General features: G+C 57.7%; 24 protein-coding genes. 14 read left to right on the top strand and 10 right to left on the bottom strand.

What is annotated here, in order from left to right:
- Together AC2FLZ_RS16005 and AC2FLZ_RS16000 are read right to left on the bottom strand one after the other, a co-directional pair.
- Positions 1 to 902 (bottom strand): hypothetical protein (locus AC2FLZ_RS16005; protein WP_496882407.1); only part of this gene is annotated, 902 nt, incomplete at its 3' end.
- A gap of 292 nt (positions 903 to 1,194) precedes the next feature.
- Positions 1,195 to 2,067: a bile acid:sodium symporter family protein gene (locus tag AC2FLZ_RS16000; RefSeq protein WP_496716859.1), complete on the bottom strand. Its 873-nt coding sequence runs from the start codon at positions 2,065 to 2,067 to the stop codon at positions 1,195 to 1,197.
- 227 nt (positions 2,068 to 2,294) lie between these two features.
- On the opposite strand from AC2FLZ_RS16000, the gene AC2FLZ_RS15995 reads away from it, so the two are divergent.
- From AC2FLZ_RS15995 to AC2FLZ_RS15975, 5 genes are all read left to right on the top strand, one after another.
- Positions 2,295 to 3,272, top strand: coding sequence for an AraC family transcriptional regulator ligand-binding domain-containing protein (locus tag AC2FLZ_RS15995; RefSeq protein WP_480535270.1), 978 nt, complete (start codon positions 2,295 to 2,297; stop codon positions 3,270 to 3,272).
- Between the two features lie 161 nt (positions 3,273 to 3,433).
- Entirely contained in the window at positions 3,434 to 4,300 is an 867-nt protein-coding gene (locus tag AC2FLZ_RS15990; RefSeq protein WP_496716858.1) for a cysteine hydrolase family protein, read from the top strand.
- Between the two features lie 48 nt (positions 4,301 to 4,348).
- Positions 4,349 to 4,834 carry a YHS domain-containing (seleno)protein gene (locus tag AC2FLZ_RS15985; RefSeq protein ID WP_496716857.1) on the top strand — a complete coding sequence of 162 codons (486 nt, stop codon included), beginning with the start codon at positions 4,349 to 4,351 and terminating at the stop codon, positions 4,832 to 4,834.
- Between the two features lie 137 nt (positions 4,835 to 4,971).
- Complete coding sequence (locus AC2FLZ_RS15980; RefSeq protein WP_496882406.1) at positions 4,972 to 5,385, top strand: carboxymuconolactone decarboxylase family protein; 414 nt, start codon at positions 4,972 to 4,974, stop codon at positions 5,383 to 5,385.
- 23 nt (positions 5,386 to 5,408) lie between these two features.
- A complete protein-coding gene (locus AC2FLZ_RS15975) occupies positions 5,409 to 5,540 on the top strand; it encodes a hypothetical protein (RefSeq protein WP_496882405.1) in 132 nt (43 codons plus the stop codon).
- A 30-nt stretch (positions 5,541 to 5,570) separates the two neighbouring features.
- Here AC2FLZ_RS15975 and AC2FLZ_RS15970 read toward each other — a convergent pair whose 3' ends face one another.
- Positions 5,571 to 6,488 (bottom strand): LysR family transcriptional regulator, encoded by a 918-nt coding sequence (locus tag AC2FLZ_RS15970; protein WP_496716856.1) that lies wholly within the window; start codon positions 6,486 to 6,488, stop codon positions 5,571 to 5,573.
- A gap of 118 nt (positions 6,489 to 6,606) precedes the next feature.
- On the opposite strand from AC2FLZ_RS15970, the gene AC2FLZ_RS15965 reads away from it, so the two are divergent.
- Genes AC2FLZ_RS15965 through AC2FLZ_RS15955 form a run of 3 tightly spaced genes read left to right on the top strand, consistent with a single transcriptional unit; the run spans position 6,607 to position 9,241 of the window.
- Complete coding sequence (locus tag AC2FLZ_RS15965; protein WP_058282079.1) at positions 6,607 to 7,233, top strand: pyridoxamine 5'-phosphate oxidase family protein; 627 nt, start codon at positions 6,607 to 6,609, stop codon at positions 7,231 to 7,233.
- A gap of 60 nt (positions 7,234 to 7,293) precedes the next feature.
- Positions 7,294 to 8,274 carry an alpha/beta fold hydrolase gene (locus tag AC2FLZ_RS15960; protein ID WP_496716855.1) on the top strand — a complete coding sequence of 327 codons (981 nt, stop codon included), beginning with the start codon at positions 7,294 to 7,296 and terminating at the stop codon, positions 8,272 to 8,274.
- A gap of 1 nt (position 8,275) precedes the next feature.
- Positions 8,276 to 9,241, top strand: a complete 966-nt coding sequence (locus AC2FLZ_RS15955; RefSeq protein ID WP_496882404.1) for a PhzF family phenazine biosynthesis protein — start codon at positions 8,276 to 8,278, stop codon at positions 9,239 to 9,241.
- A 360-nt stretch (positions 9,242 to 9,601) separates the two neighbouring features.
- Here the strand turns inward: AC2FLZ_RS15955 and AC2FLZ_RS15950 are convergent, their stop codons facing one another.
- Entirely contained in the window at positions 9,602 to 11,884 is a 2,283-nt protein-coding gene (locus AC2FLZ_RS15950) for an adenosylcobalamin-dependent ribonucleoside-diphosphate reductase (RefSeq protein ID WP_496882403.1), read from the bottom strand.
- 114 nt (positions 11,885 to 11,998) lie between these two features.
- Here AC2FLZ_RS15950 and AC2FLZ_RS15945 point away from each other — a divergent pair, with 114 nt between their 5' ends.
- Positions 11,999 to 12,430, top strand: a complete 432-nt coding sequence (locus tag AC2FLZ_RS15945) for a DUF1489 family protein (protein ID WP_480475400.1) — start codon at positions 11,999 to 12,001, stop codon at positions 12,428 to 12,430.
- Here AC2FLZ_RS15945 and hisG read toward each other — a convergent pair whose 3' ends face one another.
- The 3 genes from hisG to hisS are packed head-to-tail and all read right to left on the bottom strand — an operon-like array spanning position 12,431 to position 15,699.
- A complete protein-coding gene (gene hisG / locus AC2FLZ_RS15940; RefSeq protein WP_480475398.1) occupies positions 12,431 to 13,120 on the bottom strand; it encodes an ATP phosphoribosyltransferase in 690 nt (229 codons plus the stop codon). It abuts the gene before it with no gap.
- Complete coding sequence (locus AC2FLZ_RS15935) at positions 13,117 to 14,205, bottom strand: ATP phosphoribosyltransferase regulatory subunit (RefSeq protein WP_496821508.1); 1,089 nt, start codon at positions 14,203 to 14,205, stop codon at positions 13,117 to 13,119. The genes hisG and AC2FLZ_RS15935 overlap by 4 nt, the downstream gene beginning before the upstream one ends.
- A gap of 3 nt (positions 14,206 to 14,208) precedes the next feature.
- A complete protein-coding gene (gene hisS, locus AC2FLZ_RS15930; RefSeq protein ID WP_496882402.1) occupies positions 14,209 to 15,699 on the bottom strand; it encodes a histidine--tRNA ligase in 1,491 nt (496 codons plus the stop codon).
- 131 nt (positions 15,700 to 15,830) lie between these two features.
- On the opposite strand from hisS, the gene AC2FLZ_RS15925 reads away from it, so the two are divergent.
- Positions 15,831 to 16,025, top strand: a complete 195-nt coding sequence (locus tag AC2FLZ_RS15925) for a SlyX family protein (protein ID WP_480484821.1) — start codon at positions 15,831 to 15,833, stop codon at positions 16,023 to 16,025.
- A 4-nt stretch (positions 16,026 to 16,029) separates the two neighbouring features.
- On the opposite strand, the gene AC2FLZ_RS15920 is transcribed toward AC2FLZ_RS15925, so the two are convergent.
- The 3 genes from AC2FLZ_RS15920 to dnaE all read right to left on the bottom strand — a co-directional run bounded on the left by AC2FLZ_RS15920 (position 16,030) and on the right by dnaE (position 20,217).
- The gene (locus tag AC2FLZ_RS15920) at positions 16,030 to 16,401 is read right to left on the bottom strand and encodes a hypothetical protein (protein ID WP_496882401.1); all 372 of its coding nucleotides are present in this window, start codon (positions 16,399 to 16,401) and stop codon (positions 16,030 to 16,032) included.
- Positions 16,402 to 16,412: 11 nt separating this feature from the next.
- A complete protein-coding gene (locus AC2FLZ_RS15915) occupies positions 16,413 to 16,631 on the bottom strand; it encodes a YMGG-like glycine zipper-containing protein (RefSeq protein ID WP_480475390.1) in 219 nt (72 codons plus the stop codon).
- An 85-nt stretch (positions 16,632 to 16,716) separates the two neighbouring features.
- Positions 16,717 to 20,217, bottom strand: a complete 3,501-nt coding sequence (dnaE, locus tag AC2FLZ_RS15910) for a DNA polymerase III subunit alpha (protein ID WP_496882400.1) — start codon at positions 20,215 to 20,217, stop codon at positions 16,717 to 16,719.
- 345 nt (positions 20,218 to 20,562) lie between these two features.
- On the opposite strand from dnaE, the gene xdhA reads away from it, so the two are divergent.
- Genes xdhA through AC2FLZ_RS15890 form a run of 4 tightly spaced genes read left to right on the top strand, consistent with a single transcriptional unit; the run spans position 20,563 to position 26,772 of the window.
- Positions 20,563 to 21,924, top strand: a complete 1,362-nt coding sequence (gene xdhA / locus AC2FLZ_RS15905) for a xanthine dehydrogenase small subunit (RefSeq protein ID WP_480555514.1) — start codon at positions 20,563 to 20,565, stop codon at positions 21,922 to 21,924.
- On the top strand, positions 21,921 to 24,323 hold the full coding sequence (gene xdhB / locus AC2FLZ_RS15900; protein ID WP_496882399.1) for a xanthine dehydrogenase molybdopterin binding subunit: 2,403 nt from the start codon (positions 21,921 to 21,923) through the stop codon (positions 24,321 to 24,323). The genes xdhA and xdhB overlap by 4 nt, the downstream gene beginning before the upstream one ends.
- Positions 24,323 to 25,258, top strand: a complete 936-nt coding sequence (gene xdhC, locus AC2FLZ_RS15895) for a xanthine dehydrogenase accessory protein XdhC (protein WP_496882398.1) — start codon at positions 24,323 to 24,325, stop codon at positions 25,256 to 25,258. Before xdhB ends, xdhC begins: the two co-directional genes overlap by 1 nt.
- Entirely contained in the window at positions 25,255 to 26,772 is a 1,518-nt protein-coding gene (locus tag AC2FLZ_RS15890) for an ABC transporter ATP-binding protein (RefSeq protein ID WP_480496423.1), read from the top strand. The genes xdhC and AC2FLZ_RS15890 overlap by 4 nt, the downstream gene beginning before the upstream one ends.
- Positions 26,773 to 26,835: the final 63 nt, after the last annotated feature.

Below are 26,835 nucleotides of genomic sequence, written 5' to 3'. Positions count from 1 at the left end.
TAGAAAGCTTCGACTGCGACTTGGTCTTCATCTGAATTCGGTGGACGACCCCAACTAGCTCCAAGTCCCACTTCACTCGCGCGGAAAACGCCCTTCGTAATACCAGCGGCCGCGTATCTTTGGTACGGTGTGCTGGCATCTTCGTTTGCCCATGCAAGTCGGGCAAAAGTTCCAATGCGCGAATTTTCGAACGTATAGCTGCCTGTTAGGCCCACACCGTAATTGTCATCGTCGGTGTGCCAAAGAGCTACGTGAACATTGTTGAACAAAAACGAAGCATCGGACACGCTTTGATCGGTCCAACCAAACTCAAGAGCTTTGAAGTATTCGCCATCACCAAGAGTATCAAAGCTCAAGCTATCGTATTGCCCATTGGCATCCATAACCATGCCCAAAACATAGAAGTTGGTGCGAGGAATGCCGATGTACCCCGAGATTCCGAACGAACCGGTCGACGGATAGCCAATAGTAGGGTTCAAGATAATACTGTTGTTCTGAAACGACGTAAGGTTGTCGGAGTATGGCGTAATGTCGAACTGCGAGAAGGCACTCATGTATCCGACGCTTACCTCAATCGGAGTATTCCCAGCGTCTAATCTTTGTCGCCATTTTAAGACGGTGATACCCCATTGCTGGTCAGACCAGTCCGGCGCAGTTGTTCCTACCCACCCGAAATTCAGCACAAGTGCTTCGGGCGACAATTCGCTTCCTATTTTGTGGCGGTTCTCAATTCTGAAATCCAAAGTACCTTTTCGTGATGGATTCGACCGGTTCAACAAATCCCAAGAAAAGAAGGCTCTGAAGATACCACCTACGGCATCAGTTTCACCAAAGCTGTTATCGGACCACTGGGCGTTAAAGTTGTAGTCGAAGCCTAGTTTGAAGCCATATCGTTCGGCCAAGATCGAGCTGGAAGAGGTCGTTCAGTCCGAAAGACGAATAGTCGGCTCGGGATATTGAAGGTCAGTGCTAAGCTGATTAGCCGTTCAGAGCAGTGACGGCTTCAAGTTACCTTGCTCGCATTGACGCGAGGCCGTTGAACGGCAGGTTTGTTGCGCTCTACGAAACTGCACACTCTAGGGCGAATGTCCGGTTTGGAGCTCCTTGATCGCTCTTTGACCAGACGGCGCTCTGGTATGGAAACAAAGGGGCTTGGCTCAGCGCATAACCAGAGCTAGCAAATAGGCGTCAGGATCATGAAATTGGGCTTCTTCGCGCAAGGAAAGCGAAGACAGGCAACATTGTTACGATCCAGACCACGCTATAAATTGCGGATGGGATGGCATATTCGCTTAACCCATTGGTGTTAGGCAACAGCAAAGTGGCAATTGCGATTCCCAAAGCTCCGTTTTGAACGCCGGTCTCAATTGAAATCGTCTTCGCCTCGATGTCTGTGCATCCGAGCATCCCTGAACTCATGATGCCAATAAACGTGAGTGACGCACCTGCAACAAATAGTGCGGGTCCAATCCTAAGGTAGTTATCCGCGACCACCACCCAGTTTGAAATGATCGCGCCTCCAATGACCAGTGCAAAAAGTAGCATAGAGACCTTGCTAAAGACTGGTTCGACAGCGGCTACAATCCGCGGCGCCAATGACCGCGCGGTCACCCCGACTAGGATTGGAGAAGCTGTTAAAAAAAACATTGCTAAAGCCGTCGAAGAGATGTCGATAGCGGGCGCAGTTGCCCCCATGAACATCTGCATCGAAAACCCCAGGATAAGCGGTACGGTAACGACACAAGTCAGACTGAAGACTGCTGTAAGAGTAACGGACAAAGCAACATCCCAATTCGAAAGCTTGGTTACGATGTTACTGATCGCCCCGCCCGGACAGGCCGCTAAAATCATAATACCAACGGCTGTCTCGGCGGAAATCCCAAAGATAAAGATCACCATCAAAGCGATGCAAGGCAGCAAAATGATCTGGTTGAGAGCCCCGACGCAAAAGGCACGTGGACGTCGTCCGATGCGTTGAAAGTCGGCCGCCGTGAGTCCGAGGCCAAGGCAGAACATGATGACAACAACTGCGAGCGGCAGCAGCACAGATATAAAAATTTCGCCCATCTATCATGACCTCTATGACTGCATGCTTCCGCACGCTTTCGGACGATACCGTTCAGAAAACCTGATGACGAGTTTTATCAGTTTGGCGCATTTATCCTCAAGCGCCCGAAGATCGAGGCTGTCTTTATTTATTATACCTATCACAGGGTTGGACGATCTGGTGTGAAAGAGCTTTCCAGTGCTAATCTCACTGTATGGCAAGTGTAACTTACGCATTCGCTCGCGCGATGGCCAACGCCGCCGGGATGACGCTGAACGACGATGGCGCCCTGATTTCGAATGGCGCTGTCGTGCTGCGTTTACCAGAAGCTCAAGACGGCCAATTGGCGGATGATGCGTATTTCGATTTGATAGATTGGATTCGTGCGCAACAAGCGGACGAGGCCGCGTTGGTTGAGGCCTATGCAAACGCGATTGCGACCGATGATCTCGGCGTACTTGGCTTGGCCGTTAAGACAGCTCCGACCTTGCGGCAATCATTGCAACGGATCGAGCGCTATTTTCGTCTCGTCACGGACACCGCAGTTTACAAACTTGATGAAACCGGCGACCCGGTTCTTTGGATTTTTGAAGGACAAACACCACATCGCGCCGCCTTGGAGCTGCGCAACGAATGCGCGCTTGCGGCCTTTGCGAGGAACATGCATCGGTTTGTGGGTGATGGGTTGTCGCTCGCATATGTCACGTTTCAGCATGCATGCAGACAAGAGCCAGAACATTACGCCGAATATTTCGGGTGCCCGGTTCGATTTGGGAGCGCCCACAACGCCATTGCTATGCGCCCTGCTATGCTGGAAAGCGAAAATCGTCTTGGCGATCCGGGCTTGTCAGATTTCATGACGAAGCACCTGGATGAGGAGTTCAACTCTCGCGATGACGACACCTCACTGAGCCAAGCAATTGTCCACCGGCTTACGCCAGCCCTAAGTAACGGCGCACCGCAGGCGGCGCATGTCGCCCAAGAGATGGGAATGAGCGAGCGCACTCTTTACCGCAGGTTGGCCGAAGAAGGGCTGACCTATCGCGACGTTCTTGGTCAGGCACAAGTTGCACTCGCTCGTGACCTGCTCCGTGACGGTAAGGCTTCCATAGCCGAGATCGCCTTTATGACCGGGTTTTCGGAACAGAGCACGTTCAGCCGCGCCTTCAAGCGCTGGGTTGGCCAGGCTCCGGCACGATTCAGGCAGCAGGCGACCTCCGACTAGGCACACACCTCAAGACCACATGGCAGGTTCGGCCAAAACCTTGGCAGGGCGGGCCGATACCTCAATCGATGTGGCGCCTAACTTCTTCTTTGTCAGATCCACCTGGGGCGCTCCCGAGTAAAGCAAACCCATTTGCCCCTCTCAGACAAAGGAAATTTGCAATGAGCAATCATGACCACAAACATAGAGCAAGCTGCGCTTGCGAAGTCACGCCCGAACGCGTTGATATGGCGCGCCGGCGACTCTTGCAACAAGCCGCCGGTGCGGCCGCGGCAGGTACAACAATAGTGGCTGGCGGGCAGGCCCTTGCCGCGACCGACGAAGCACGCGCCTACTATGCTGACCCGGAAAATCCAGGCCTTCCCCAAATCGACATGACCATTGAGCCGGGGCGTACTGCGCTTGTGGTGACCGACCCCCAGATTGATTTTTTGTCAGAGGACGGTGTGACGTGGGGTGTCGTTGGCGAAAGCGTGACCGAACAGGGCACGGTCGACAATATCGAACGGCTTTTCATTGCCGCCAAGGCTGCGGGGATGCCGGTCTTCATCTCGCCCCACTATTACTACCCGCATGACCACAAGTGGGAGTTCGAGGGCACTCTGGAAGCCACGATGCACAGCATCGGCATGTTTGACCGCCTGGGACCGCTCAATTTGGACAACTTCGAGGGCTCAGGTGCCGACTGGATGCCGCAATACAAGAAGTACATCGAGGATGGCGAAACCATCATTTGCTCGCCACACAAGGTTTACAGCCCTGCTCAGAATGACCTGAACCTGCAATTGCGTAAACGCAAGATCGACAAGGTGATCCTCGCGGGGATGTCGGCGAACCTGTGTACGCAGGCGCATCTCTACGAGCTGCTGGAGCTGGGCTACGAAGTCGCTGTCGTTCGCGATGCCACAGCCGGGGCCAAGGTGCCTGAAGGTGACGGGTATCTCGCCGCCATAATCAACTTCCGAATGGTCGCCAACGGCGTCTGGTGGACCGACGACGCGGTTGAGCGCATTGGCCAATCGGCCTGACCCAAATCGATCTTCAAATTTGATCCTGACATCCTGAAAGGACATATCATGACACGCATCTTTACATTTGCCGCACTTACAACAGCGTTGACGCTCGCCCTGGCGGCGGCGGCATTGGCTGACGATGAATACAACGTTTCGAACAGTCTTACCTTGACCGGGCAGCCCCTCGGCATGCATGGCGTCGATCCTGTATCGATGTTTGAAGCCGAAAAACCCGAAATGGGCAACGCCACTTTTACATCGGCCCATGATGGAGTGGACTACTATTTTGCGTCGCAGGCAGCGCAAGCCACATTCGAGGCGGATCCGACGGCACATCTGCCTCAATTCGGCGGGTTCTGCGCCTTTGGCGTCTATGTAGGCAAGAAGCTTGATGGCGATGTTCGGTATGCCGATATCGTGGACAACAAGCTCTATCTCTTTGTGAATGAGGACATCTTCAAGAAGTACCTTGAGGACAAAGAGACCGTGATCCAAGGCGCCCATGCCAAGTGGGCAGACATCCACCACACGCCTGTCGGCAGCCTTTGATCGAGGAATTTGGTGGCTTTTGCCGGTCGGAGCCACCGCTGCCTCTCCCCTCCCCAAAAGGCCGGCATTTCTCCAAGACGCCCTGTCCGCAATGACAATTTTCGTGCGTCGAAAACTCTTCCCAAAGGAAACCAGACATGACTGATTTTGAGACCTATACAATCGCCTCAGCCCCTGATGCCGCGAAACCAATTCTGGAAGCATCGCTGAAAGGATATGGTTTTGTGCCCAACCTTTATGCGGCCATGGCCGAAGCGCCCGCAATATTGGAAGGCTATACGACACTTTCCAACATCTTTGGAAAGACCAGCCTGTCAGAGACTGAGCGCCAGATCATCCTTATGACTAACAACCGGTTGAACGGGTGCAAGTACTGCATGGCCGCCCATACCACTCTTTCACAGATGGCCGGTGTCCCCGAAGACGTGATCGCAGCGTTACGCGATGGCAGCCCTATCGCCGACCCCAAATTGGAAGCACTGCGCAAATTCGTCATCGTGATAACGAAAGCCGTGGCTGGCCCAGCGACGCACAGGTCGAGGCGTTTCTGACGGCTGGCTATACCCGCCAGACCATGCTGGAAGTCATCCTTGGCACAGCGTTGAAAATCCTGTCGAACTATACGAACCATGTGGCGGAAACGGCTTTGGATGATGCGTTTGTCCCAAATGCATGGACCGCCTCATCCGCGGCGGCGGCTGAATAGCGCGATTTTGCCTAATTGTTGGTCTTGCGCTTAGGCCTGAGTTTGGTTCTGGCCAATAAGGGAATCCGATTTGAGACGTTCGACCGCAAAATCAACAAAAGCGCGTACCTTCGCAGACACGGTTCGACCCTCTTGATGCACAAGATGGATGGGAACCTCGGGTGGCTCATATGACTTCATGACAGTCTTGAGCCGCCCATCTGCAATGTAGGGTGCCACCTGATACGACAAAAGCCGTCCGATCCCATGACCTTGCAACGCCAACTCAATCACGGCGTCATTAGTATTCATGCTGATGCGTGGGTTCACTCGTTTGGTTATGCTCTTTCTACCGCTTTGAAAATGCCATTGGCCGGATGCATTCAGGGCAGTAGAATTAATGATGGCGTGGCAGGACAAATCATCCGGAGTTTCAGGTTTGCCATGCGATTCAAGGTAAGATGGCGACGCAAATAGTATTTGATTTACCGCACCGCACCTAACGGCCATCAAACTGGAATCAGCGAGGTTGCCAATTCTGATACCAACGTCGAGACCCTCATCAATCAGATTTACTACGCGGTCCACATAAAGCGTGCGTGCCGATAGCTTCGGATAAAGATCCAGAAATTCGCCCAGAAGCGGAGTGATGAACATACGACCAAACAAGACCGATGCGGTGACACTTAGTTCCCCGGTGGGTTCGGCATAGGAACCGAAAGCGGCGCGCTCGGCCTCTTCAAGATCAGCCAAAATACGTCTGGCATCCTCAAAAAACCTTTGTCCACTATCAGTCAGCATCACCGAGCGCGTGGTGCGCACAAAAAGACGGATCCCCAGGCTGTCCTCAAGCATGGAAACCATTCGGGTCACTGTTGGCGGTGACATGTTGAGGTGGCGGGCCGCCGCGGCAAAACCTTTCAACTCGGCCACCTTCACAAAGACGTTTAGCGCGTGAAATCGGTCCACAGCATTATTCCACTTTTTGGAATAATATATTGCCAAGTATCTGAATTCCGCAACATAGAAGCTCTGATTAACTTCACCTCAGTCCCAGGGCATCGCCCAGACCGAGATGGAGAATTCAATGGCACGACCCTTTGCAGAGATCAGCTTCACGCCTTCCGTGCGCGAAACGCAGGCCAAAAATGGTTCAGCGAACGGCTACGCGAAGTTTCTGGAAGGCACCCGTCACGAGGACCTGATCAGCCCGATTGAGGCCAGCTTCATCGCGCAAAGGGACGGCTTCTATCAGGCCACGGTCTCAGAAACCGGCTGGCCTTATGTGCAATTCCGCGGCGGTCCAACGGGTTTTCTGAAAGTGTTGGATGAACGGACACTTGCCTATGCCGATTTCCGCGGCAACCGGCAGTATCTCAGCACTGGGAATCTGCTGGGCAATGACCGCATCTCGCTGATCCTGATGGACTACCCCAATCAGAAGCGTCTCAAGATCTGGGGTCGGGCGATGATCATTGGTGCCGAGGACGATCCGGCCTTGATGCAGCGCCTGAGAGCGCCGGACTATCGCGCTGACCCGGAGCGGGCGGTTGTGATCAAGCTTGAAGCGATGGACTGGAACTGCCCGCAGCACATCCCCCAACGCCTGACCTTTGAAGAGTTTGAAGATTATCTGGCCCCGTTTCGCACTGAGCTGGCAGCGCTGAAAGCACGAAACGCAAGGCTCGAAGCGTCGCTCGGACAGCAAAACTGACCCGTGTCAATCCTGGCGTGTTCAGACGCGCCCCCCGTAACCCAATGAAAGGAAATACCCATGTCGCGCAATTTGAAATCCATCCTGAGCGCCAGCATTCTCGCGCTTTCAATCGCTGCACCAATTGCACCAGCTCCTGCAATCGCAGCAGGGACCGGAATTGAGGCCATGTGGGCCGTCTATTTCCGCACCGAACAAATCGACGAAGTCAGTATCGCTTATCGTGAGGCCGGAGATCCGAGCAGGCCCACCGTCCTGCTGCTTCATGGCTTTCCGACTTCCTCGCATATGTTCCGTAACCTTATCCCGGAACTGGCCAAGAACTACCACGTGATCGCGCCCGATTTCCCCGGATTTGGCGCGTCGGACATGCCGATGGCCGAAAACTTCGAGTATTCTTTCGCAAATATCTCTGGAATGATGACGGCGCTGCTCGACCGGAAAGGTATCGATCAATACGCGGTCTATCTGATGGATTACGGTGCCCCGGTTGGTTTCCGTATGTTTGCGGAACAACCCGAACGGGTCACTGGCTTTATCATTCAAAACGGGAATGCTTATGAAGAAGGGCTGCGCGAGTTCTGGGATCCCATCAAAGCCTATTGGGCCGAGCCATCGCAAGAGAATGGCGACCAGCTTCGTGGATTCCTCACTCTAGATGCCACCAAATGGCAGTTCACCCACGGAGTTCAAAAACCCGAGTTGATCAGCCCGGATAACTATTGGCACGTCCAATACCTGCTTGACCGCGATGGCAATCAAGAGGTGCAACTTGAACTCTTTCTGGATTACGGCACCAACGTTGCCGAGTACCCAAAATGGCAAGCGCTGTTTCGCGAACATCAACCCCCGACGCTGCTGATGTGGGGCAAAAATGATCACATCTTTCCGGTCGAAGGCGCCTATCCCTATCAACGCGATCTGAATGATCTCGAGTTTCATCTGCTCGATACGGGACACTTTGCACTCGAAGAGTACGGGCCCGAGATTGCGGCGCAGATGACCGCCTTTCTGAACCGCATCACCACCGCTAGCAACTGACGTGGAACTGGCCGCACCGCGCTCAAAGGTGCGACCTCACGCATGGAGTAAGTCAATGAATACGCAAACAAATACTGCCGTAGAGGTAACAGTGGAAATCGTACACGGCTTTGTCGACGGTGGCGCCGGAGGAAATCCCGCAGGCGTCGTCCTGGACGCTGATGAATTGAGCGAACAGGATATGCAAGCCGTTGCGGCAAGGGTTGGATTGTCCGAAACGGCCTTTGTCTCTCGGTCTGAGACTGAAGGCTTCAAACTTGATTTCTTCACACCAAACCGGCGCATTGCTCATTGCGGTCACGCAACAATCGCCGCCTTCTCGCGCCTTGATGCGCTAGGCCGGATTCCCAATCCCAACACCTCGAAGGAGACGGTTGATGGGCCGAGGCGCATACTCATGAAAGAAGGTGCCGCCTATATGGAACAACTGGCCCCAAAATACGCGATACCAGAGGAATGGGCGGAAAAGGGTGTAAGCATCGACGATGTACTGAACTCCCTTGGGATCAGCAGACATCAACTTGATCAGGAGATCCCACCGGTTTTGGTCAATACCGGCAACAGTTTCATTGTTATCGGCCTCGCTTATGCCGAAGGTCTTGCCAAGGTGAAACCAGATTTCGCCAAAATCACACAAATCAGCGAACAACTGGATCTGATCGGCTATTACGTCTTTACAACAGACCCATCAGCGACCAACCGAGACGCGACAACCCGCATGTTTGCGCCCAGATATGCGATTGAAGAAGAAGCTGCGACGGGGATGGCTGCGGGGCCTTTAGCGTGTGTATTGCACGACTTTGTCGGATCATCTCAACGATCATTTCAAATCGAACAAGGGGTGTTTATGAACCCGGCGAGTCCGAGCCTGATAAAAATCGATCTGGAAATCGATAATGGAACAATCTCTGGCCTCATGGCAGGTGGTTTCGGCAAAGTCATGTGCTCGCGTCGAATTGTTTTCTAGCGTGGCGCTCGCGGCGAATGGCGGGCTGCAACGCAGCAACGACGCCCATCGGGCGACGTCCGAATTGGGCCGTCCGCTGAATTTTGCAAAGTCCGCTGTCTGCGCAACTCGGACCTTGACGGCAGTCGCAGTGGTCATCGCTTTCTGAAGCTTGTTGCCATCAATTCTCGTAAGACTTCTGCGTACATTCCCAATCTCGCAAAAAACAAGGCGCCGTTGTCAACGATCCGGCACCTTGTTTCCCTATAAATCCTTAGATTTGCGAGTTGTGGGCGCTAATTACCTTGTTTATGGGCGCCAAAACCGCCGATATGGGTTCGTATTGCCCGGCGGTTCAGACTTTCGCGCAGCGCCTCATACCTACCCGCATTTGGAATGACCGCAGCTGCGGCAGGTCATGCAGCCTTCGATCATGACCATGTCATACTGACCGCAGGACGGGCAGGCTTTGCCGCGTGGCGCGTCCAGGTTCACCACCTGCGCCTGAGGGTCGGATTTCAGCCCCATCCCCTCGCCTTCCAGAAAGCCGATGGCAACCATGTGCTGTTCGATCACGCCCCCGATCGCGGCCAGGATCGATGGGATATACTTGCCTTTGACCCATGCCCCGCCGCGCGGGTCGAAAACGGCTTTCAGCTCCTCGACCACAAAGGACACGTCCCCACCCCGGCGGAACACGGCCGAGATCATCCGCGTCAGCGCCAGTGTCCATGCGTAATGTTCCATGTTCTTGGAGTTGATGAACACCTCGAACGGGCGGCGGCGGCCCGAGATGATGATGTCGTTGATGGTCAGATAAATCGCGTGCTCGCTATCGGGCCATTTCAGCTTGTAGGTCGAGCCCTCCAGCGATTGCGGGCGATCCAGCGGTTCGGACATGTAGATGACGTCGCCGCCTTCAATTTCATGTGGCGCATTCGCGCTTTCCCCCGGCACCTTGTCATCGCTTTCCGAAACAGTCAGAACCGAGCCAGTCACATCGTTGGGGCGATAGGTCGTGCACCCTTTGCAGCCCTGATCCCAAGCCTGCATGTAGACGTCCTTGAAGGCGTCAAAGCTGATATCTTCCGGGCAGTTGATGGTCTTGGAGATCGAGCTGTCGATCCATTTCTGCGCCGCCGCCTGCATCTTGACATGATCCAACGGCGTCAGGGTCTGGGCATTGACGAAATAGTCGGGCAGCGCTGCGTCGCCGAACTTGTCGCGCCACATCTGAACGGCGTAATCCACAACCTCTTCCTCGGAGCGCGAGCCGTCTTTTTGCAGAACCTTGCGGGTGTAGGCATAGGCAAAGACCGGTTCAATCCCCGACGACACATTCCCGGCATAAAGCGAAATCGTGCCCGTGGGCGCAATCGAGGTCAGCAGAGCGTTGCGGATACCATGTTCGCGGATCGCATCGCGGACGTCGTCATCCATTTGTTGCATCGTGCCGCTGGCCAAATATTTCTCAGCGTCGAACAGGGGGAACGCGCCTTTCTCCTTAGCCAGGTCGACCGAGGCCAGGTATGCGGCGCGGGCGATTGCGTGCAACCAGCGTTCCGTCTGGCGCGCCGCCTCGTCGGACCCATAGCGCAGGCCCAGCATCAGCAACGCATCCGCAAGACCCGTCACGCCCAGCCCGATGCGGCGCTTGTCCTGCGCTTCCGCCTCTTGCTCGGCCAGCGGGAATTTCGAGGCGTCCACGACGTTATCCATCATGCGCACGGCTGTCGCGACCAGTTCCTGCAACGCCGGTTCATCCAGATGCGCGGCATCCCCGAACGGTTCGGCAACCAGCCGCGCCAGATTGATCGAGCCCAGCAGGCAAGCCCCGTAAGGCGGCAGAGGCTGCTCGCCACAGGGGTTCGTCGCGGCGATGGTTTCAACATAGCTCAGGTTGTTGGCCTGATTGATGCGGTCGATGAAGATCACGCCCGGTTCGGCATAATCATACGTGGCCTGCATGATCTTGTTCCACAAATCACGCGCCTGAACGGTGTGATAGATCTTGCCGTCAAACTGCAACTCCCACGGGCCGTCGTCCTTGACCGCCTCCATGAAGGGATCGGTCACCAGCACCGACATATTGAACATGCGTAGGCGGGCCGGGTCAGATTTGGCGGTGATGAACTGTTCGATATCGGGATGGTCACAGCGCATGGTGGCCATCATCGCCCCCCGGCGCGAGCCCGCGGACATGATCGTCCGGCACATTGCGTCCCACACATCCATAAAGCTGAGCGGGCCCGAGGCATCTGCCGCCACGCCCTTCACATCCGCGCCGCGCGGGCGGATGGTCGAGAAATCATAGCCGATCCCGCCCCCCTGCTGCATGGTCAGCGCGGCCTCTTTCAGCATGTCAAAGATACCACCCATGCTGTCGGGGATGGTGCCCATGACGAAACAGTTGAACAGCGTCACCTGCCGCGCGGTGCCTGCGCCAGCGGTGATGCGCCCGGCGGGCAGATACTTGAAATCTTCCAGTGCCTCGTAAAACCTGTCTTCCCAATGATCCGGATCGTCCTCGACCCGCGCGAGGTCACGGGCGATGCGTCGCCAGCTGTCTTCAACCGTCTGATCGATGGGCGTGCCATCCGCCTGTTTGAAGCGGTATTTCATATCCCAGATCTGCTCGGCGATGGGGGCGGCAAAGCGGCTCATTGGTGATTCCCTGTGCTGAAAGAGGTATCCAGACTAACACCCACTACACCTTGATGAAAGCCAATCCTGAGCTACAATGGATAGATAGCAAATGGACGACTCTGTGGGAAAGCTGTGGATAAGTACGTGAACCTCATCAAACTTTCGGTTGGTTCGGAAAGCGTGGACTCTCTGATCGCGTGGCAGGACAGCCGAATGCCGCTTTATGAGGACGGATATCCGCGCCACGTAACCCGCATGTGGCCCAAACGTGATGCCGAGATTCTGAATGGCGGATCAATCTATTGGGTCATCAAGGGTGTCGTACAGTGCCGCCAGCGCATTCTGCGCCTGGATGAGGTGATTGGTGAAGACGGTATCCGCCGCTGCGCCATCGTACTTGACCCAATAGTTCATCGGACACAGAACGCCTTGAAGCGCCCGTTTCAGGGCTGGCGATACCTGAAACCGGAAGATACACCATCTGACCTGCCGAAAGGGCGCGCGCAGGACGACGCCCTGCCCGATGATCTCAACCGCGCCCTTGCGGATATCGGTGTGCTGTAATTACCGCAGCCGATCCAGCAATTCCGTCAGAACCGCCTTGTCCGCCGCGTCGACCTTTGCAACCCGGCTGCGCCACAATGTGGCCTGCGATTGCAGGATCAGACCGTCCGACAGGATCTTGAGGTGGTTCGCCCGCAGGGTTTCACCGGACGAAGTGATATCGGCAATTGCCTCGGCTGTTTCGTTCATGACCGTACCTTCGGTCGCCCCCTGGCTGTCGACCAGAGTATAATCGGCCACGCCCGCGTCTGTCAGGAACTCACGCACCAGTCGGTGATATTTGGTGGCAATCCGCAGCCGGTGGCCGTGGGTGTTGCGAAATGCTGCTGCTGCCGCATCGAGATCGTCCAGCGTGTCCACATCGACCCAGCAGGCGGGTGTGGCTATGATCAGATCGGCCTTGCCAAAGCCCAGCTGTGCAATCTCTTCGACCTGCTGTTCCCAGCGCGGCAGTTTCTCATGCACCAGATCGATCCCGGTGACGCCCAGATGAATACGGCCCGACGCAAGTTCGCGCGGAATTTCACCCGCCGACAAAAGGATCAGTGAGACGCCTTCGATCCCGTCGACCCGACCCGCATATTCCCGGTCCGAGCCGTTGCGGGACAGCACGATGCCATGTTTTTCGAACCATGAGACGGTCTTTTCCATCAACCGGCCCTTCGAGGGCACGCCCAGTTTCACACTCATTGCGCGGCCTCCTCGATTTCAAGCATCAGGTCCGGGCGGATCACGCCGCCGATCGCAGGGATTTCGGCCCCATCCCCCAGGCGGCGCGTCAGCGCATCATAGCGCCCACCCGTGGCGACGGGCGGCAGGTCGGGGCGGCCTTCGGCGTAGAACCCAAAGACAAACCCGTCGTAATATTCCATCGATGTCCGGCCATATGACGCTTCGAAATCCAGCCGTGCAACATCGACACCACGCGCCTGCAGGGCTGCGATCCGCGCTTCCAACCGGTCCAGCGCCGGGGTGATCTGCGGCAGATCCACTGCCACGTCCCGCAGCTGTTCCAGCGCGAAGGGCATGGTTTCACGCACATTCAGAAGCGTTTCCAACCCGGCCAGTTCATTGTCGGAGATCGGCGGCGCAGCGCGATCTTCGCGCAGGGCTTTGATCCGGTCGGCAATTTCGGGCGCGCGACGCTTGCCGATCATCGGAACATCAACCGCCATCGGGTTGTCCGCGTCCAAAAGCGCGTCACGACCTTCGGGCCCCGGTTTGCGCCCTGCAAACCGGTCCAGCAGCGCACGGAACCGGCGCGGCCGCCACAGGTGCCGCATCAGCGCGGCCTTGCGGCGGTCTGTGGTCCGAAGCCCTTCGACAGCCGCCGTCAGGATACCGATATCCCCGGTGGCTGCGCGCAGGGGCAGCCCGCGCAGTTGCAGCGCCATCAGCGAAAACACTTCGGCATCGGCACCAGCGGGATCTTCGCGGTCAAACACTTCGTACCCCACCTGAATATACTCGTTCGACCGGTCCGGGTCGTGTTCCTGACGGCGGAACACCTCACCGGAATAGGTATAGCGGGCAGGCTCGGCCCCGTCCCGCATGTGCATCTGAACAACAGGCAGGGTGAAGTCCGGGCGCAGCATCTGCTCGCCCCGCAGCGCGTCCGAGGTCACGTAGGCACGGGCGCGGATATCCTCGCCATAGAGGTCCAGCAACATTTCAGCGGGTTGCAACAGGGGCGTATCCACCACCTGCGCGCCCGCAGCCTCGAACCGGACACGCATCATCGCGGCACGGGCCTGTATCTGGGAACGGTTGGGCATGGGTCAGTCCTGACTGTCCAGAATTTCACGCACTTTCGCGACCAGATCAGCGCGCGATACTTCAAACTGGCTGGGGCGTTCTTTCCATTCTTCCAGTGTGGCGCTTTCGGCGATCTTGGCCCCAAGGATCAGGTCCTTGATCTGCACGATGCCCTTTGCCTTTTCGTCCCCGCCTTCGATCACCGCAACCGGCGAGTTGCGCTTGTCCGCGTATTTCAACTGGTTGCCAAAGTTCTTGGGATTGCCCAGATACACCTCGGCCCGGATGCCCGCATTGCGCAGCTCGGCCACCATCGCCTGATAATCAGCCATCCGGTCGCGGTCCATCACGGTGACTACGACGGGGCCTTTGGCGTGGGCGCTGATCCTGCCTTTTTCGCGCAGCGCGGCCAGCAACCGATCCACGCCGATAGACACGCCGGTCGCGGGAACTTCCTGTCCGGTAAACCGCTTGACCAGATCGTCATAGCGCCCGCCACCCGCAACCGAGCCGAACTGCCGCTTGCGGCCTTTCTCGTCGAAGATTTCGAACGTCAGCTCGGCCTCATAGACCGGACCTGTGTAATAGCCGAGGCCACGGACGACGGAGGGGTCAATGACAATGCGGTCTCGACTATAACCTTGCGCATTCAAGATTTCGGCAATCTGCTCTAACTCTTCAACACCTTCATTGCCTATTTTGGAGTCGGCAACAGCATTTCTGAGGCGATCAAAGGTTTCTGACTGAATAGGAGACTTCGCAGTCAGGAAATCTATAACTGGTTCGGCTTGATAGTCTTTCAGTCCAACACCATCAATGAAGGCACCTGAGGAATCCTTCCGACCTGTTGTCAATAACTCAAGTACGCCTGTTTTGCCTACTTTGTCGAACTTATCTATCGTGCGAAGAATAGCATCGCGGTCTACTTGGCTGCCGCCAAGAGATTCCACTGCCTCGAGAACACCATTTAGCACCTTGCGATTATTGATCCGTACTACATAATCGCGACGCGGAATTCCTACCTCTTCCAACGCATCGCAAAGCATTGCACAGATCTCGGCGTCAGCAGCCATCGAGGCGGTTCCGACCGTATCCGCATCGCACTGATAGAACTGCCGAAAGCGCCCCGGCCCCGGCTTTTCGTTGCGCCAGACCGGACCCATTGCATAACGGCGATAAGGCGTCGGCAGGTCGTTGCGGTGCTGGGCGTAGACACGGGCCAGTGGCGCGGTCAGGTCATAACGCAGGGCCATCCAGTCGCCATTTCCGCCCTCGTCAAACTCCTGCCATGCAAAGACGCCCTCGTTCGGGCGGTCCACGTCGGGCAGGAACTTGCCCAGCGCCTCGACGGTTTCGACCGCACTGCTTTCCAGCGCGTCAAACCCGTACCGATGATAGACACCCGCAATCGTCCGCAGCATCTCGGTGCGCTGCGTGACTTCCTCGCCGAAATAGTCACGGAACCCTTTCGGCGTTTCGGCCTTGGGGCGGGGCTGTTTCTTGGGCTTGGCCATGTGGGGCGTCCTTGGGAGTGTACCTGTTCCGCGCGCGGTCTATCCCATGGCCCGCATCTGGGCAAGGCGCGCTTTCTCTGGCCAAGGCGTCACAGGGTCGCTATGTGCAGCCTGAAAGACAGGAGCATTCCATGCAGCATCTGGAAGAACAGATTGCCCATCTGACCCGCACGGTTGACGAATTGAACGCGGTTGTCACCAGGCAACAGGCCGAGATTGACCGGCTGACCCGCCGTGTCGAGATGCTGCTGCACCGCGAGGCCGAACGCGCACAGGAAGGGTCAGGCGGCGTTGTCCTTGGTGACGAACGCCCGCCACATTACTGAAGGCTTACAGCCCCAGCGTTGATTTCACCGCGTTGTCGACGACGCCACCCAGCAGGGCGTTTTCATCCCCAGCGCAACCCTCTTTCAGAGCCGCCACAAATGTTTCGCGCAGCGTGGCCTTTTCCTCGTCCGAACTGGCATGAGCTTCGAGGTCGACCTGACGGTTATAAAGTGACAACGCCGTCATCTTGCCGACCACGTCCACAATGTATTCTTCATTCCCGTCGGCCTCTTCGATGACCGACGCGCAGGTGTGGTACATAAGCGGCAGCGCCGCTTGCACCATCTGTTCGGCTTCCTCGTCCGCAAGGGCAAAACCGGGCCCTGTAAGCAGCGCTGTGGTGGTGATCACTTTCATCGCGTTCAAACGCATCATCCCGCCCCCGCTTATTTCGAGTTCGCGCCGATTAGCGCACCAACAATTGCCCCTGCGGCGGCGCCTTTGCCGTCGCCGATCAAGGCCCCAACCCCGGCCCCAATCACAGCACCTTTGATCGTGTTCTCTTTCTTTTTGTCGTCCGCAAGCGTGGCTGTCGCCGAAACCAAAGCCAGCGATGCCGCCGCCCCCAATACAATCGTTCTGAGATTGAGACCTGCAATCGTCATATCAACGCCCTCCCGTGGCATGAGTAGAAGACATATTTGCAAGGTCAGCCTAGCGATGCGCTAACTGTCTGGCAACAAAGCGGTGTCAGATCTCTTCGACGGTCATCACGCCTTCCAGCGATTTGATCGCGCCCTTGATCTGCGGGTTTATCGGAAACACGCGCCCCAAGTCGATTTCGACGTCGCCGGGCAGGCCGGGGTCCAGCAACAGCAGCTGGATCGGTCCTCGGGCCGCACCCTTGGCAGCGGTTGCGGCTTCTTCAAGAACCGTTGCAATCGTCGACACTGCCCGCGCTTCGTCGACAAAGATGCGCAGGCCCGTCGCCCCGGCTTCGGCCACCACAGAATCCGCTGGTCCAACCGAACGCCCCAGCAGCTTGAGCTGATCGGACTCCATCGTCGCCTCAACGGTCAGAACCACCTGAGCGCCGGTTTCCAGAAACTCGCGGCATTTCTCCAGCGTGTCGGAAAACAGCGTGACCTCATAAGCGCCGATCGGGTCCGAAAGCTGGGCAAAGGCGAACCGGTTGCCCTTGGCCGATTTCCGTTCCTGCCGCCCGGCAACCACTCCGGCCATCTTGGCGATCAACGGGCCAGAGCGGGCTTTCTCTGTCACCTCGTCCAGCGTCAGAACCTGTTTACGCTTTAAGGCCGGCATATAGTCGTCCAGCGGATGACCAGAGAGGTAGAAGCCGATGGCCTTGAACTCTTCGCTCAGACGTTCAGCCGGCAACCAGTCGGGGGTCGGCGCTAGGCGCGGTTCGGGCAGGTCATCTCCGGCCTCGCCAAACAGTGACACCTGGTTCGAATTCTTCTGTTCATGGATCGCGGCCGAATACTGCACCAGCGCATCTAGGCTTTCAAACACACGGCGGCGGTTCCGGTCCAGCTCATCAAAGGCCCCGGCGCGGGCCAGCATCTCAAGCGGGCGTTTGCCCACTTTCTTCAAATCCACACGGCGGGCGAAATCGAACAGGTTGACAAACGGCTTGTCCGCGCGACCCGCAACGATCAGGTTCATCGCCTCGACACCCACATTCTTGAGCGCGCCCAGCGCATAGACCAGATGTCCGTTATCAACATCGAACGTGGCCTGAGATCGGTTCACACAAGGTGGGACATACGGCAGTTCCAGCCCTTTTCGGACCTCTTCGAAATAGATCGCCAGCTTGTCAGTCAGATGGATATCACAATTCATGACGCCCGCCATGAACTCGACCGGATGGTTCGCCTTCAACCAGCCGGTTTGATAGCTGACCACCGCATAGGCGGCGGCGTGGGATTTGTTGAAGCCGTAATTGGCGAATTTCTCGAGTAGGTCGAAGACTTCGCTGGCTTTCTTGGCATCCACCCCGTTTTCTGCCGCGCCTTTTTCGAACTTGGGGCGTTCGGCATCCATCGCCTCTTTGATCTTCTTACCCATCGCGCGGCGCAGCAGGTCCGCGCCGCCCAGGCTGTACCCGGCCATAACCTGCGCGATCTGCATCACCTGTTCCTGATAGACGATAATGCCTTGAGTTTCCTCAAGAATGTGGTCGATCAGCGGGTGAACGGATGTGATTTCGCGCAGCCCGTTCTTGACCTCGCAATAGGTCGGGATGTTCTCCATCGGGCCGGGACGATAGAGCGCGACGAGGGCCACGATATCCTCGATACAGGTAGGTTTCATGCGCTTGAGCGCGTCCATCATGCCTGAGGATTCAACTTGGAACACCGCGACCGTCTTGGCCGCTGAATAGAGCTTATACGTCGCCTCGTCATCCAGTGGGATGGCGTTGATCTGGTTCTCGGCCCCCTCGGCAGGTTCGTAAAGCTCGGTGCCATCGGCGGCGATATGCAGCTTCCGTCCGGACTTGAAGATCAAGTCCATCGCGTTCTGGATCACGGTCAGGGTTTTCAGACCCAGAAAGTCGAACTTTACCAGCCCGGCCTGTTCCACCCATTTCATGTTGAACTGGGTTGCAGGCATGTCGGATCGCGGGTCCTGATAGATCGGCACCAGCGCGTCCAGTGGCCGGTCACCAATCACAACCCCAGCCGCGTGGGTCGAGGCGTTGCGCAGCAGCCCTTCGACCTGCTGGCCATACGTCAGCAAACGATCCACCACCTCTTCGTTACGAGCTTCCTCCCGCAGGCGCGGCTCGTCCTTCAGGGCTTTTTCGATGGAAACCGGTTTTACCCCTTCAACCGGGATCATCTTGGACAGACGGTCCACCTGCCCGTAAGGCATTTGCAGCACCCGCCCGATATCGCGTACGGCAGCCTTGGACAGCAAGGCACCGAAAGTGATGATCTGCCCCACCTTGTCGCGACCGTATTTCTGCTGCACGTAGCGGATCACCTCTTCGCGGCGATCCATACAGAAGTCGATATCGAAGTCGGGCATCGAAACCCGTTCGGGATTCAGGAACCGTTCAAACAGCAGGCTGTAACGCAGCGGATCGAGGTCGGTGATTGTCAGCGCATAAGCCACCAGCGAGCCCGCACCCGATCCCCGCCCCGGTCCAACCGGAATATCGTGATCCTTGGCCCATTGGATAAAGTCGGCAACGATCAGGAAGTAGCCGGGGAAACCCATTCCTTCGATGATGCCAAGCTCGAAATCCAGCCGTTCCTGATATTCCTCGGGCGTCACCGCATGGGGGATCACGGCCAGACGTTTCTGCAAGCCCTCGTTGGCAATGCGGCGTAGTTCAGCGACCTCGTCATCGGCGAATTTCGGCAGGATCGGATCACGCCGATAGGCCATGAAAGCGCAGCGTTTGGCAATCTCGACAGTGTTCTCGATGGCCTCGGGCAGATCGGCAAACAGCGTCACCATTTCCTGCTGCGACTTGAAATAATGCTGCGCGGTCAGGCGGCGGCGACCTTCCTGCTGGTCGACATAGGCCCCTTCGGCGATACAGATCAGCGCATCATGGGCCTCGTACATATCCGAGGTCGGGAAATAGACGTCATTGGTGGCAACCAGCGGCAGGTTCTTGGCATAGGCCATCTCGATATGGCCGCGCTCGGTCTGGCGTTCGGCCTCTGGTTGGCCGTCCTCGCCCGGATGACGCTGGAGTTCGATATACAGACGATCCGGAAAGATCGCGGCCAGCCGATCCACCAGCGCCTCGGCCGCCGGGCGTTGCCCCTGCTGCAACAGGCGGCCCACCGGCCCATCGGGCCCTCCGGACAGGCAGATCAGCCCGTCGGAGCGGCCCGCAAGCTCGTCCAGCGTGACCTGCGGCAACTGCCCGCTCTTGTCCACGTAAAGGCACGTGCTCAGCTTCATCAGGTTCTCGTACCCCGCCTCGGACTGTGCCAGCAGAACAAGCGGCGCGGGCGTTTTTGGCTTTTCCCCCGGTTGCGATTGAACGTAAGTCAGATCAACCTGACAGCCCATGATCGGCTGGACACCGGCCTGGCTGGCTGTCACCGAAAATTCCAGCGCCGAAAACATGGAACTCGTGTCAGTCACCGCGACGGCAGGCATCTCCATCTTCTCGCACAGGGCGGGCAGTTTTTTCAGCCGCACAGCGCCTTCCAGAAGGGAGTATTCGGTGTGAACACGTAGGTGAATGAATCGGGGGTTTCTGCTCATGAACGGCACGCTACCCTAGCCGCGAGGCATGCAAAAGCCGGAACCTGCGCCATTGTTTGGCAAAATAATCATTTTCGATTATTCGGATTTTCCAGAAGGTGCTTCGGAAAGCGACATCTTCACTGACAAAAAAACGCTTTAGTTTCAAGCAACTGATATTTACACAGGGTGCGCAAATCCACGCCACTTGGCTGTAATGATGCATCATACAGGCAGTTTTTCTTGCCAGATCACGCATGCTGTTTCTAACATCCATTTGCAAGCTATCCGCCCGCCACTCTTTCTACGTCGCATCGAAGGAGGGCACCACCAGGGCGCAACCGGGTAAGGCGACGGGTTTCTCGAATGGACATCACGTTTCTTCTGAATGGAGAGACAGTGGAGCTGACGGATATCAATCCGACAGCCACTCTGCTGGATTGGCTGCGTGAAGATCGTGGCCTGACCGGCACCAAAGAAGGCTGCAACGAAGGCGATTGCGGTGCCTGCACTGTCATGGTGACGGATGCGGGTGGCGCAAAGGCCCTGAACTCGTGCATCCTGTTCCTGCCGCAGTTGCATGGCAAGGCGGTTCGAACCGTCGAAGGCGCCTGCAGCCCCGATGGTGAGGTCCATCCGGTTCAGCAGGCCATGGTTGACTTGCACGGGTCGCAATGCGGCTTTTGCACACCCGGTTTTGTCATGTCTATGGTGGCCGGTCACACCAATGGCGCGACGGATCACGACACACAGCTTGCCGGTAATCTGTGCCGTTGCACGGGTTATGCACCCATTATTCGCGCAGCCGAAGCGGCCGAGAAGCATCCCGTGCCTGTCTGGGTCAAGGACAAGCCTGTCGCAACGCCCGCCGCCTCACCCATGCTGCCGGGCTCGTCCGACGCGCTGGCTGCTGTGTATGCCGAGAACCCAAATGCCACTTTGGTCGCGGGCGCAACTGATGTTGGGCTTTGGGTGACCAAGCAACTGCGCGATCTTGATCCGGTGATCTTCCTGAACCGCTGTGACGATTTGAAAGAGATCACGATCACCGACGTAGAATTTCGTTTCGGTGCCATGGTCGATATGAACCGCATGGGCGAAGCCTTGGCGGACATTCACCCATCGTATGCCGAAATGATCCGGCGCTATGCCAGTGTTCAGGTCCGTCACGCGGCCACTGTGGGTGGCAACATCGCCAATGGCTCACCAATCGGAGACAACCCGCCCGCGCTCATCGCATTGGGTGCGACGCTGCACCTGCGCAAAGGTGATGAACGCCGGTCAGTCCTGCTGGAAGACTTCTTCATCGATTACGGGAAACAGGACCGCGCGCCGGGTGAGTTTGTCGAAGCCGTCAGCTTCCCGCGTCAGGCGGACCGATTGAAATGCTACAAGCTGAGCAAACGGTTCGATCAGGATATCTCGGCCGTGTGCGGATGTTTCAACATTACCATTTCAGACGGACGGGTGGCGGCTGCGCGCATCGCGTTTGGCGGTATGGCTGGCATTCCGAAACGGGCAAACCATGTCGAGGCCGCGTTGATCGGCAAGCCATGGACGCGCGAGACGATTGACGCCGCTCTGCCCGCTTTTGACGACGATTATTCACCGCTTACCGATATGCGCGCCTCGGCCACGTACAGGCTTGAGACCGCCAAAGCGATGCTGGAACGGTACTTCCTTGAGGATCAGGGCCAAGTGACCAACGTGCTGGAGGTATCGGCATGAGCGTAACCAAACCCCTTCCCCACGACGCGGCACCGCTGCACGTATCCGGTTCCGCCCGATATGTGGACGACATCCCGACGCCAAAGGGCACATTGCATCTGGCCTTTGGCCTGAGCCCGATCGCCAAGGGCACGATTACCGCGATGGACCTGTCTGCCGTGAAAGCAGCAGCCGGGGTCGTCAAGGTCATGACGGCACAGGACCTGCCCTTTGCCAACGATGTTTCGCCCTCGATCCACGATGAACCGTTGCTGTCCGACGGGACGGTTCACTATATCGGCCAGCCTGTTTTCCTTGTGGTTGCCACCAGCCATCTGGCCGCCCGCAAGGCGGTTCGGTTGGGCAAGATCGACTATGCAGAGGACACACCGATCCTGACGGTGGAAGAAGCTCTGGCCGCAGACAGCCGATTTGAAGACGGGCCCCGTATCTATGCCAAGGGCGACGCGGACGCCGCGATTGAAAGCGCAGCCCACGTCATCGACGGAACATTCGAGATCGGCGGTCAGGAGCATTTCTATCTGGAAGGTCAGGCAGCCCTTGCCGTGCCGAATGAAGGCGGCGACATGCTGGTCCACAGCTCGACCCAGCACCCGACCGAGATACAGCACAAGGTGGCGGACGCTCTGGGCCTGCCAATGCATGCGATCCGCGTCGAAACCCGGCGCATGGGTGGCGGATTCGGTGGCAAGGAAAGCCAGGGGAATGCGCTGGCCGTCGCCTGCGCAGTGGCGGCGCGGGCAACCGGCAAAGCCTGCAAGATGCGCTATGACCGCGATGATGACATGATCATCACCGGCAAACGCCACGCCTTCCGGATTTCCTATCGCGCGGGATTTGACGAACAGGGTCACATTCAGGGCGTGTCCTTTCTGCAATACGCGATCTGCGGCTGGGCGCAGGACCTGTCCCTGCCCGTCGCCGACCGTGCGATGCTGCATTCGGACAATGCCTACCTGCTGCCCAATGCCCGGATTGAAAGCCATCGGTTGAAGACCAACACGCAGTCAGCCACCGCCTATCGCGGGTTTGGTGGCCCGCAGGGGATGGTTGCCATCGAACGGGTGATGGACCACGCCGCGCATGAACTTGGGCTGGACCCGGTGGAATTGCGCCGCCGCAACTATTACGAGCCCGCGCATAAGGTTGCCGAAGTCCAACCCCACGAAAAACCGCTGGGTCATCCCGACCCGCACGAAGACCTGACCAGCCGTGGCGCGGTGGAAACAGGGACGGCCCCGGTCCGCCCCCTGCCCGCTGGCGGCAACACGACGCCCTACGGAATGGAGGTCAGCGATTTCGAACTGCATGGCATGACCGAAGCGCTGATGAAGTCCAGCAACTATGCCGCGCGCAAAGCGGCCATCGAGAAATGGAACGCCGAAAACAGCGTGATCAAGAAGGGCATCGCCTTTTCTCCGGTCAAGTTCGGAATTTCCTTCACGCTGACCCATCTGAACCAAGCCGGTGCGCTGGTGCATGTGTATCAGGATGGTTCGGTCCACCTGAATCATGGCGGCACCGAGATGGGTCAGGGCCTGTTCCAGAAGGTCGCGCAAGTGGCCGCGTCGCGTTTCGGCATCCCGCTTGAGATGGTCAAGATCACCGCCACCGATACGGCCAAAGTGCCGAATACGTCAGCCACGGCAGCGTCTTCGGGCAGCGATCTGAACGGCATGGCGGTGAAAGCGGCTTGCGATACGATCCGCGACCGGATGGCCGATTATCTGGCTGAACGGCATCAGGCCGCCCCCTCTGCCGTCACTTTCACGGATAGCCACGTTTCGGTTGGTGAAGAACGGTACACGTTCGCCGAAGCTGCCGCACTGGCCTATCAGGGTCGCATAAGCCTGTCGGCCACCGGCTTTTATAAAACGCCCAAGATCGAATGGGACCGGATCGCGGGGCGCGGTCGCCCGTTTTACTACTTCGCCTATGGTGCTTCGGTCACCGAGGTCGCTGTGGACACGTTGACGGGCGAGAACCGCATTCTGCGCACAGATATCCTGCATGACGCGGGCGCTTCGCTGAACCCGGCGCTGGATGTCGGACAGGTCGAAGGCGGTTACGTGCAGGGCGCGGGCTGGCTGACGACCGAGGAACTGGTCTGGGACGGCAAGGGCAACCTGCGCACACATGCGCCCTCGACCTACAAGATCCCGGCCTGTTCCGACCGGCCCGACATTTTCAACGTCGCACTTTGGGATGGCGAGAACCGAGAGGACACCATCTATCGCTCGAAAGCCGTGGGGGAACCCCCGTTCATGCTGGGAATATCGGCCTGGCTGGCGCTTTCGAATGCGGTGGCAGCCTGCGGGGACACCTATCCGGCACTCAACGCGCCCGCCACCGCCGAAGAGGTCTGGCGCGGCGTCCAGAGGATGAAGGGAGATATCTGATGGGATTTGACCTAGAGGCTTTGAGGGAGGCGGTCAAAACCCACGGCAAAGTGGTTCGGGTGGTCATCGCCGGGATCAAAGGGTCGTCTCCACGCGAAGTTGGTGCCGCCATGCTGGTCTGGGACGGCGGGCAAAGCGGCACAATTGGTGGCGGAACACTGGAATACCAGGCGGCAAATGCCGCACGGTTGCAAACCACGCCAACCCGCCTGACGCATCATGCACTTGGACCCGAGTTGGGGCAATGCTGTGGCGGTGCCGTGTCGTTGCTGAGCGAGGTCTACGACGCAAACACTGTCAATGATCTGGACGATACGGTCATCGCGCGCCCGGCCACGGGTGACGAGATGCCCCTGTCGGTCAAGCGAATGCTGGCGACGGCGCGCGGACAGGGGATTGCGCCAGAACCGCAGCTGATCGATGGCTGGATGGTTGAACCTGTTCACAAGCCGACACGCAATCTGTGGATCTGGGGCGCGGGCCATGTCGGCCGGGCGCTGGTGGATGTGCTGTCCCCGCTTCCCGATGTTGCGATCACCTGGGTGGACACCAACCGTCAGCGCTTTCCGGCCACTGTGCCAGCGGGCGTGACAATTGTTCCGGCCACAAAACCGGCCGAGCTGATCCGCCATGCCCCATCCGACGCCGAACATCTTGTGCTGACATACTCGCATAGCCTTGACTTTGAACTGTGCAACAGACTGCTTTTGCACGATTTTGGCTTTGCGGGGCTGATCGGCTCGGCTACGAAATGGGCGCGATTCCGGTCGCGGTTGGCCGCTCTTGGGCATCCGCCTGAACGGATAAGCCGGATCACCTGCCCGATCGGTGACCCGTCGATAGGGAAGCATCCACATATGATCGCCGTGGGCGTCGCTGCACAATTGCTGCGCCCGGCCCTGCAAAACGAGTTGAAGAAGGACCTGAGCGCGTGACCATTCCACTTTTGAGCTTGCAAGGGCTGACCAAAGCCTACCCCGGTGTTGTGGCCAATGATCAGGTGTCCTTTGACATCGGTGAAGGCGAAGTGCACGCGCTGCTGGGTGAAAACGGCGCGGGGAAATCCACGCTGGTGAAAATGATCTATGGGCTTGTGAAGCCGGACAGCGGCACCATGAAGCTGCGCGGCAATCCGTTTGCGCCGCCCGAACCGCGCGCGGCCCGTGCCGATGGGATCGCGATGGTGTTCCAGCATTTTTCGCTGTTTGACGCGCTGAACGTGGCCGAGAATATCGCGCTGGGGATGGAGAATCCGCCCCCGATGGGGGATCTGGCATCGCGCATTCGCGAAGTCTCGGAAACCTATGGTCTGCCGCTGGACCCGTTCCGCACGGTTGGCGATCTGTCCGCAGGCGAACGCCAGCGGGTCGAGATCATTCGCTGCCTGCTGCAGGACCCCAAACTGCTGATCATGGACGAACCGACCTCGGTTCTGACCCCGCAAGAGGTCAATATCCTGTTTGAGACGCTGAACAAGCTACGCTCCGAGGGAACCTCGATCCTTTATATCTCGCATAAACTGGAGGAGATCCGAACGCTGTGCGACCATGCCACGATCCTGCGTCTGGGCAAGAACGTGGGCGAATGTGTTCCCGCTGAAACCTCGGCGCGCGACATGGCCGAGATGATGGTCGGGTCGACGTTGCAGACGCCTGAACGCTCGGGCCGGGAACTGGGCGAGGTCGCGCTGGATGTCAGCGGGCTGTCAGTCCCCTCGCCTTCGGAATTCGGCACCGCATTGCGCAATGTGCACATGACGGTCCGCAAGGGCGAGGTTCTGGGCGTCGGCGGTGTTGCCGGAAACGGGCAGGATGAATTGCTGGGCGTGCTGTCCGGGGAAATCCTGACATCGGCGGATGCGATCAAGTTCAACGGTCAGGCAATCGGCAAGCTCGGCCCGACAGCGCGCCGCAAGCTGGGCGTTCTGACCGCGCCTGAGGAACGGCTCGGCCACGCGGCGGCGCCCGACATGAGCCTGACCGAAAACGCTTTGCTGACCGGATCTGTGCGGGAAGGGCTTGAGAAAAACGGCTTCTTGAAATGGTCCGAAACCCGGAGTTTTGCCGAAAAGATCATCGAAGCCTTCGACGTACGTACGCCCGGGCCCGAAAACGCAGCGCGGTCCTTGTCCGGCGGCAATCTGCAGAAATTCGTGATTGGACGCGAAGTGCTGCAAAACCCTGATGTGTTGGTGGTAAACCAGCCAACCTGGGGGGTGGATGCCGCGGCGGCCGCGTCGATCCGGCAAGCCATACTCGATCTTGCGGCGAAAGGCACAGCGGTGGTCTGCATTTCGCAGGATCTGGATGAGCTGATGGAAATCTCGGACAGTTTTGCGGCCTTAAACGAAGGTCGGCTGAGCGCACCGCGCCCGACCACCGGCCTGACCGTGGATGAGATTGGCCTGATGATGGGCGGTGCCCATGGCATGGAGGTGGCACATGTGTGATCTGCTGAGCCGCCTTCGGCGAGAGTATTTGCAAAAAGATGAAACATCTGGGGGGATGAGCAG

It is taken from the genome of Ruegeria sp. YKSF131 (assembly GCF_059612645.1).
The sequence above is the reverse complement of the archived record's forward strand: the minus strand, read 5'-3'. Positions and strand labels throughout refer to the sequence as shown.

What these genes read in the sequence shown, in the direction of transcription:
- AC2FLZ_RS15950 (WP_496882403.1), bottom strand. Translation starts at nt 11,884, where the DNA reads ATGAGCCGCTTTGCCGCCCCCATCGCCGAGCAGATCTGGGATATGAAA.
- AC2FLZ_RS16000 (WP_496716859.1), bottom strand. Translation starts at nt 2,067, where the DNA reads ATGGGCGAAATTTTTATATCTGTGCTGCTGCCGCTCGCAGTTGTTGTC.
- AC2FLZ_RS15975 (WP_496882405.1), top strand. Translation starts at nt 5,409, where the DNA reads ATGCTGGAAGTCATCCTTGGCACAGCGTTGAAAATCCTGTCGAACTAT.
- xdhA (WP_480555514.1), top strand. Translation starts at nt 20,563, where the DNA reads ATGGACATCACGTTTCTTCTGAATGGAGAGACAGTGGAGCTGACGGAT.
- AC2FLZ_RS15990 (WP_496716858.1), top strand. Translation starts at nt 3,434, where the DNA reads ATGAGCAATCATGACCACAAACATAGAGCAAGCTGCGCTTGCGAAGTC.
- xdhB (WP_496882399.1), top strand. Translation starts at nt 21,921, where the DNA reads ATGAGCGTAACCAAACCCCTTCCCCACGACGCGGCACCGCTGCACGTA.
- AC2FLZ_RS15995 (WP_480535270.1), top strand. Translation starts at nt 2,295, where the DNA reads ATGGCCAACGCCGCCGGGATGACGCTGAACGACGATGGCGCCCTGATT.
- AC2FLZ_RS15935 (WP_496821508.1), bottom strand. Translation starts at nt 14,205, where the DNA reads ATGCCCAACCGTTCCCAGATACAGGCCCGTGCCGCGATGATGCGTGTC.
- dnaE (WP_496882400.1), bottom strand. Translation starts at nt 20,217, where the DNA reads ATGAGCAGAAACCCCCGATTCATTCACCTACGTGTTCACACCGAATAC.
- AC2FLZ_RS15965 (WP_058282079.1), top strand. Translation starts at nt 6,607, where the DNA reads ATGGCACGACCCTTTGCAGAGATCAGCTTCACGCCTTCCGTGCGCGAA.
- AC2FLZ_RS15985 (WP_496716857.1), top strand. Translation starts at nt 4,349, where the DNA reads ATGACACGCATCTTTACATTTGCCGCACTTACAACAGCGTTGACGCTC.
- hisG (WP_480475398.1), bottom strand. Translation starts at nt 13,120, where the DNA reads ATGAGTGTGAAACTGGGCGTGCCCTCGAAGGGCCGGTTGATGGAAAAG.
- AC2FLZ_RS15920 (WP_496882401.1), bottom strand. Translation starts at nt 16,401, where the DNA reads ATGATGCGTTTGAACGCGATGAAAGTGATCACCACCACAGCGCTGCTT.
- AC2FLZ_RS15960 (WP_496716855.1), top strand. Translation starts at nt 7,294, where the DNA reads ATGTCGCGCAATTTGAAATCCATCCTGAGCGCCAGCATTCTCGCGCTT.
- AC2FLZ_RS15980 (WP_496882406.1), top strand. Translation starts at nt 4,972, where the DNA reads ATGACTGATTTTGAGACCTATACAATCGCCTCAGCCCCTGATGCCGCG.
- AC2FLZ_RS15925 (WP_480484821.1), top strand. Translation starts at nt 15,831, where the DNA reads ATGCAGCATCTGGAAGAACAGATTGCCCATCTGACCCGCACGGTTGAC.
- xdhC (WP_496882398.1), top strand. Translation starts at nt 24,323, where the DNA reads ATGGGATTTGACCTAGAGGCTTTGAGGGAGGCGGTCAAAACCCACGGC.
- AC2FLZ_RS15915 (WP_480475390.1), bottom strand. Translation starts at nt 16,631, where the DNA reads ATGACGATTGCAGGTCTCAATCTCAGAACGATTGTATTGGGGGCGGCG.
- hisS (WP_496882402.1), bottom strand. Translation starts at nt 15,699, where the DNA reads ATGGCCAAGCCCAAGAAACAGCCCCGCCCCAAGGCCGAAACGCCGAAA.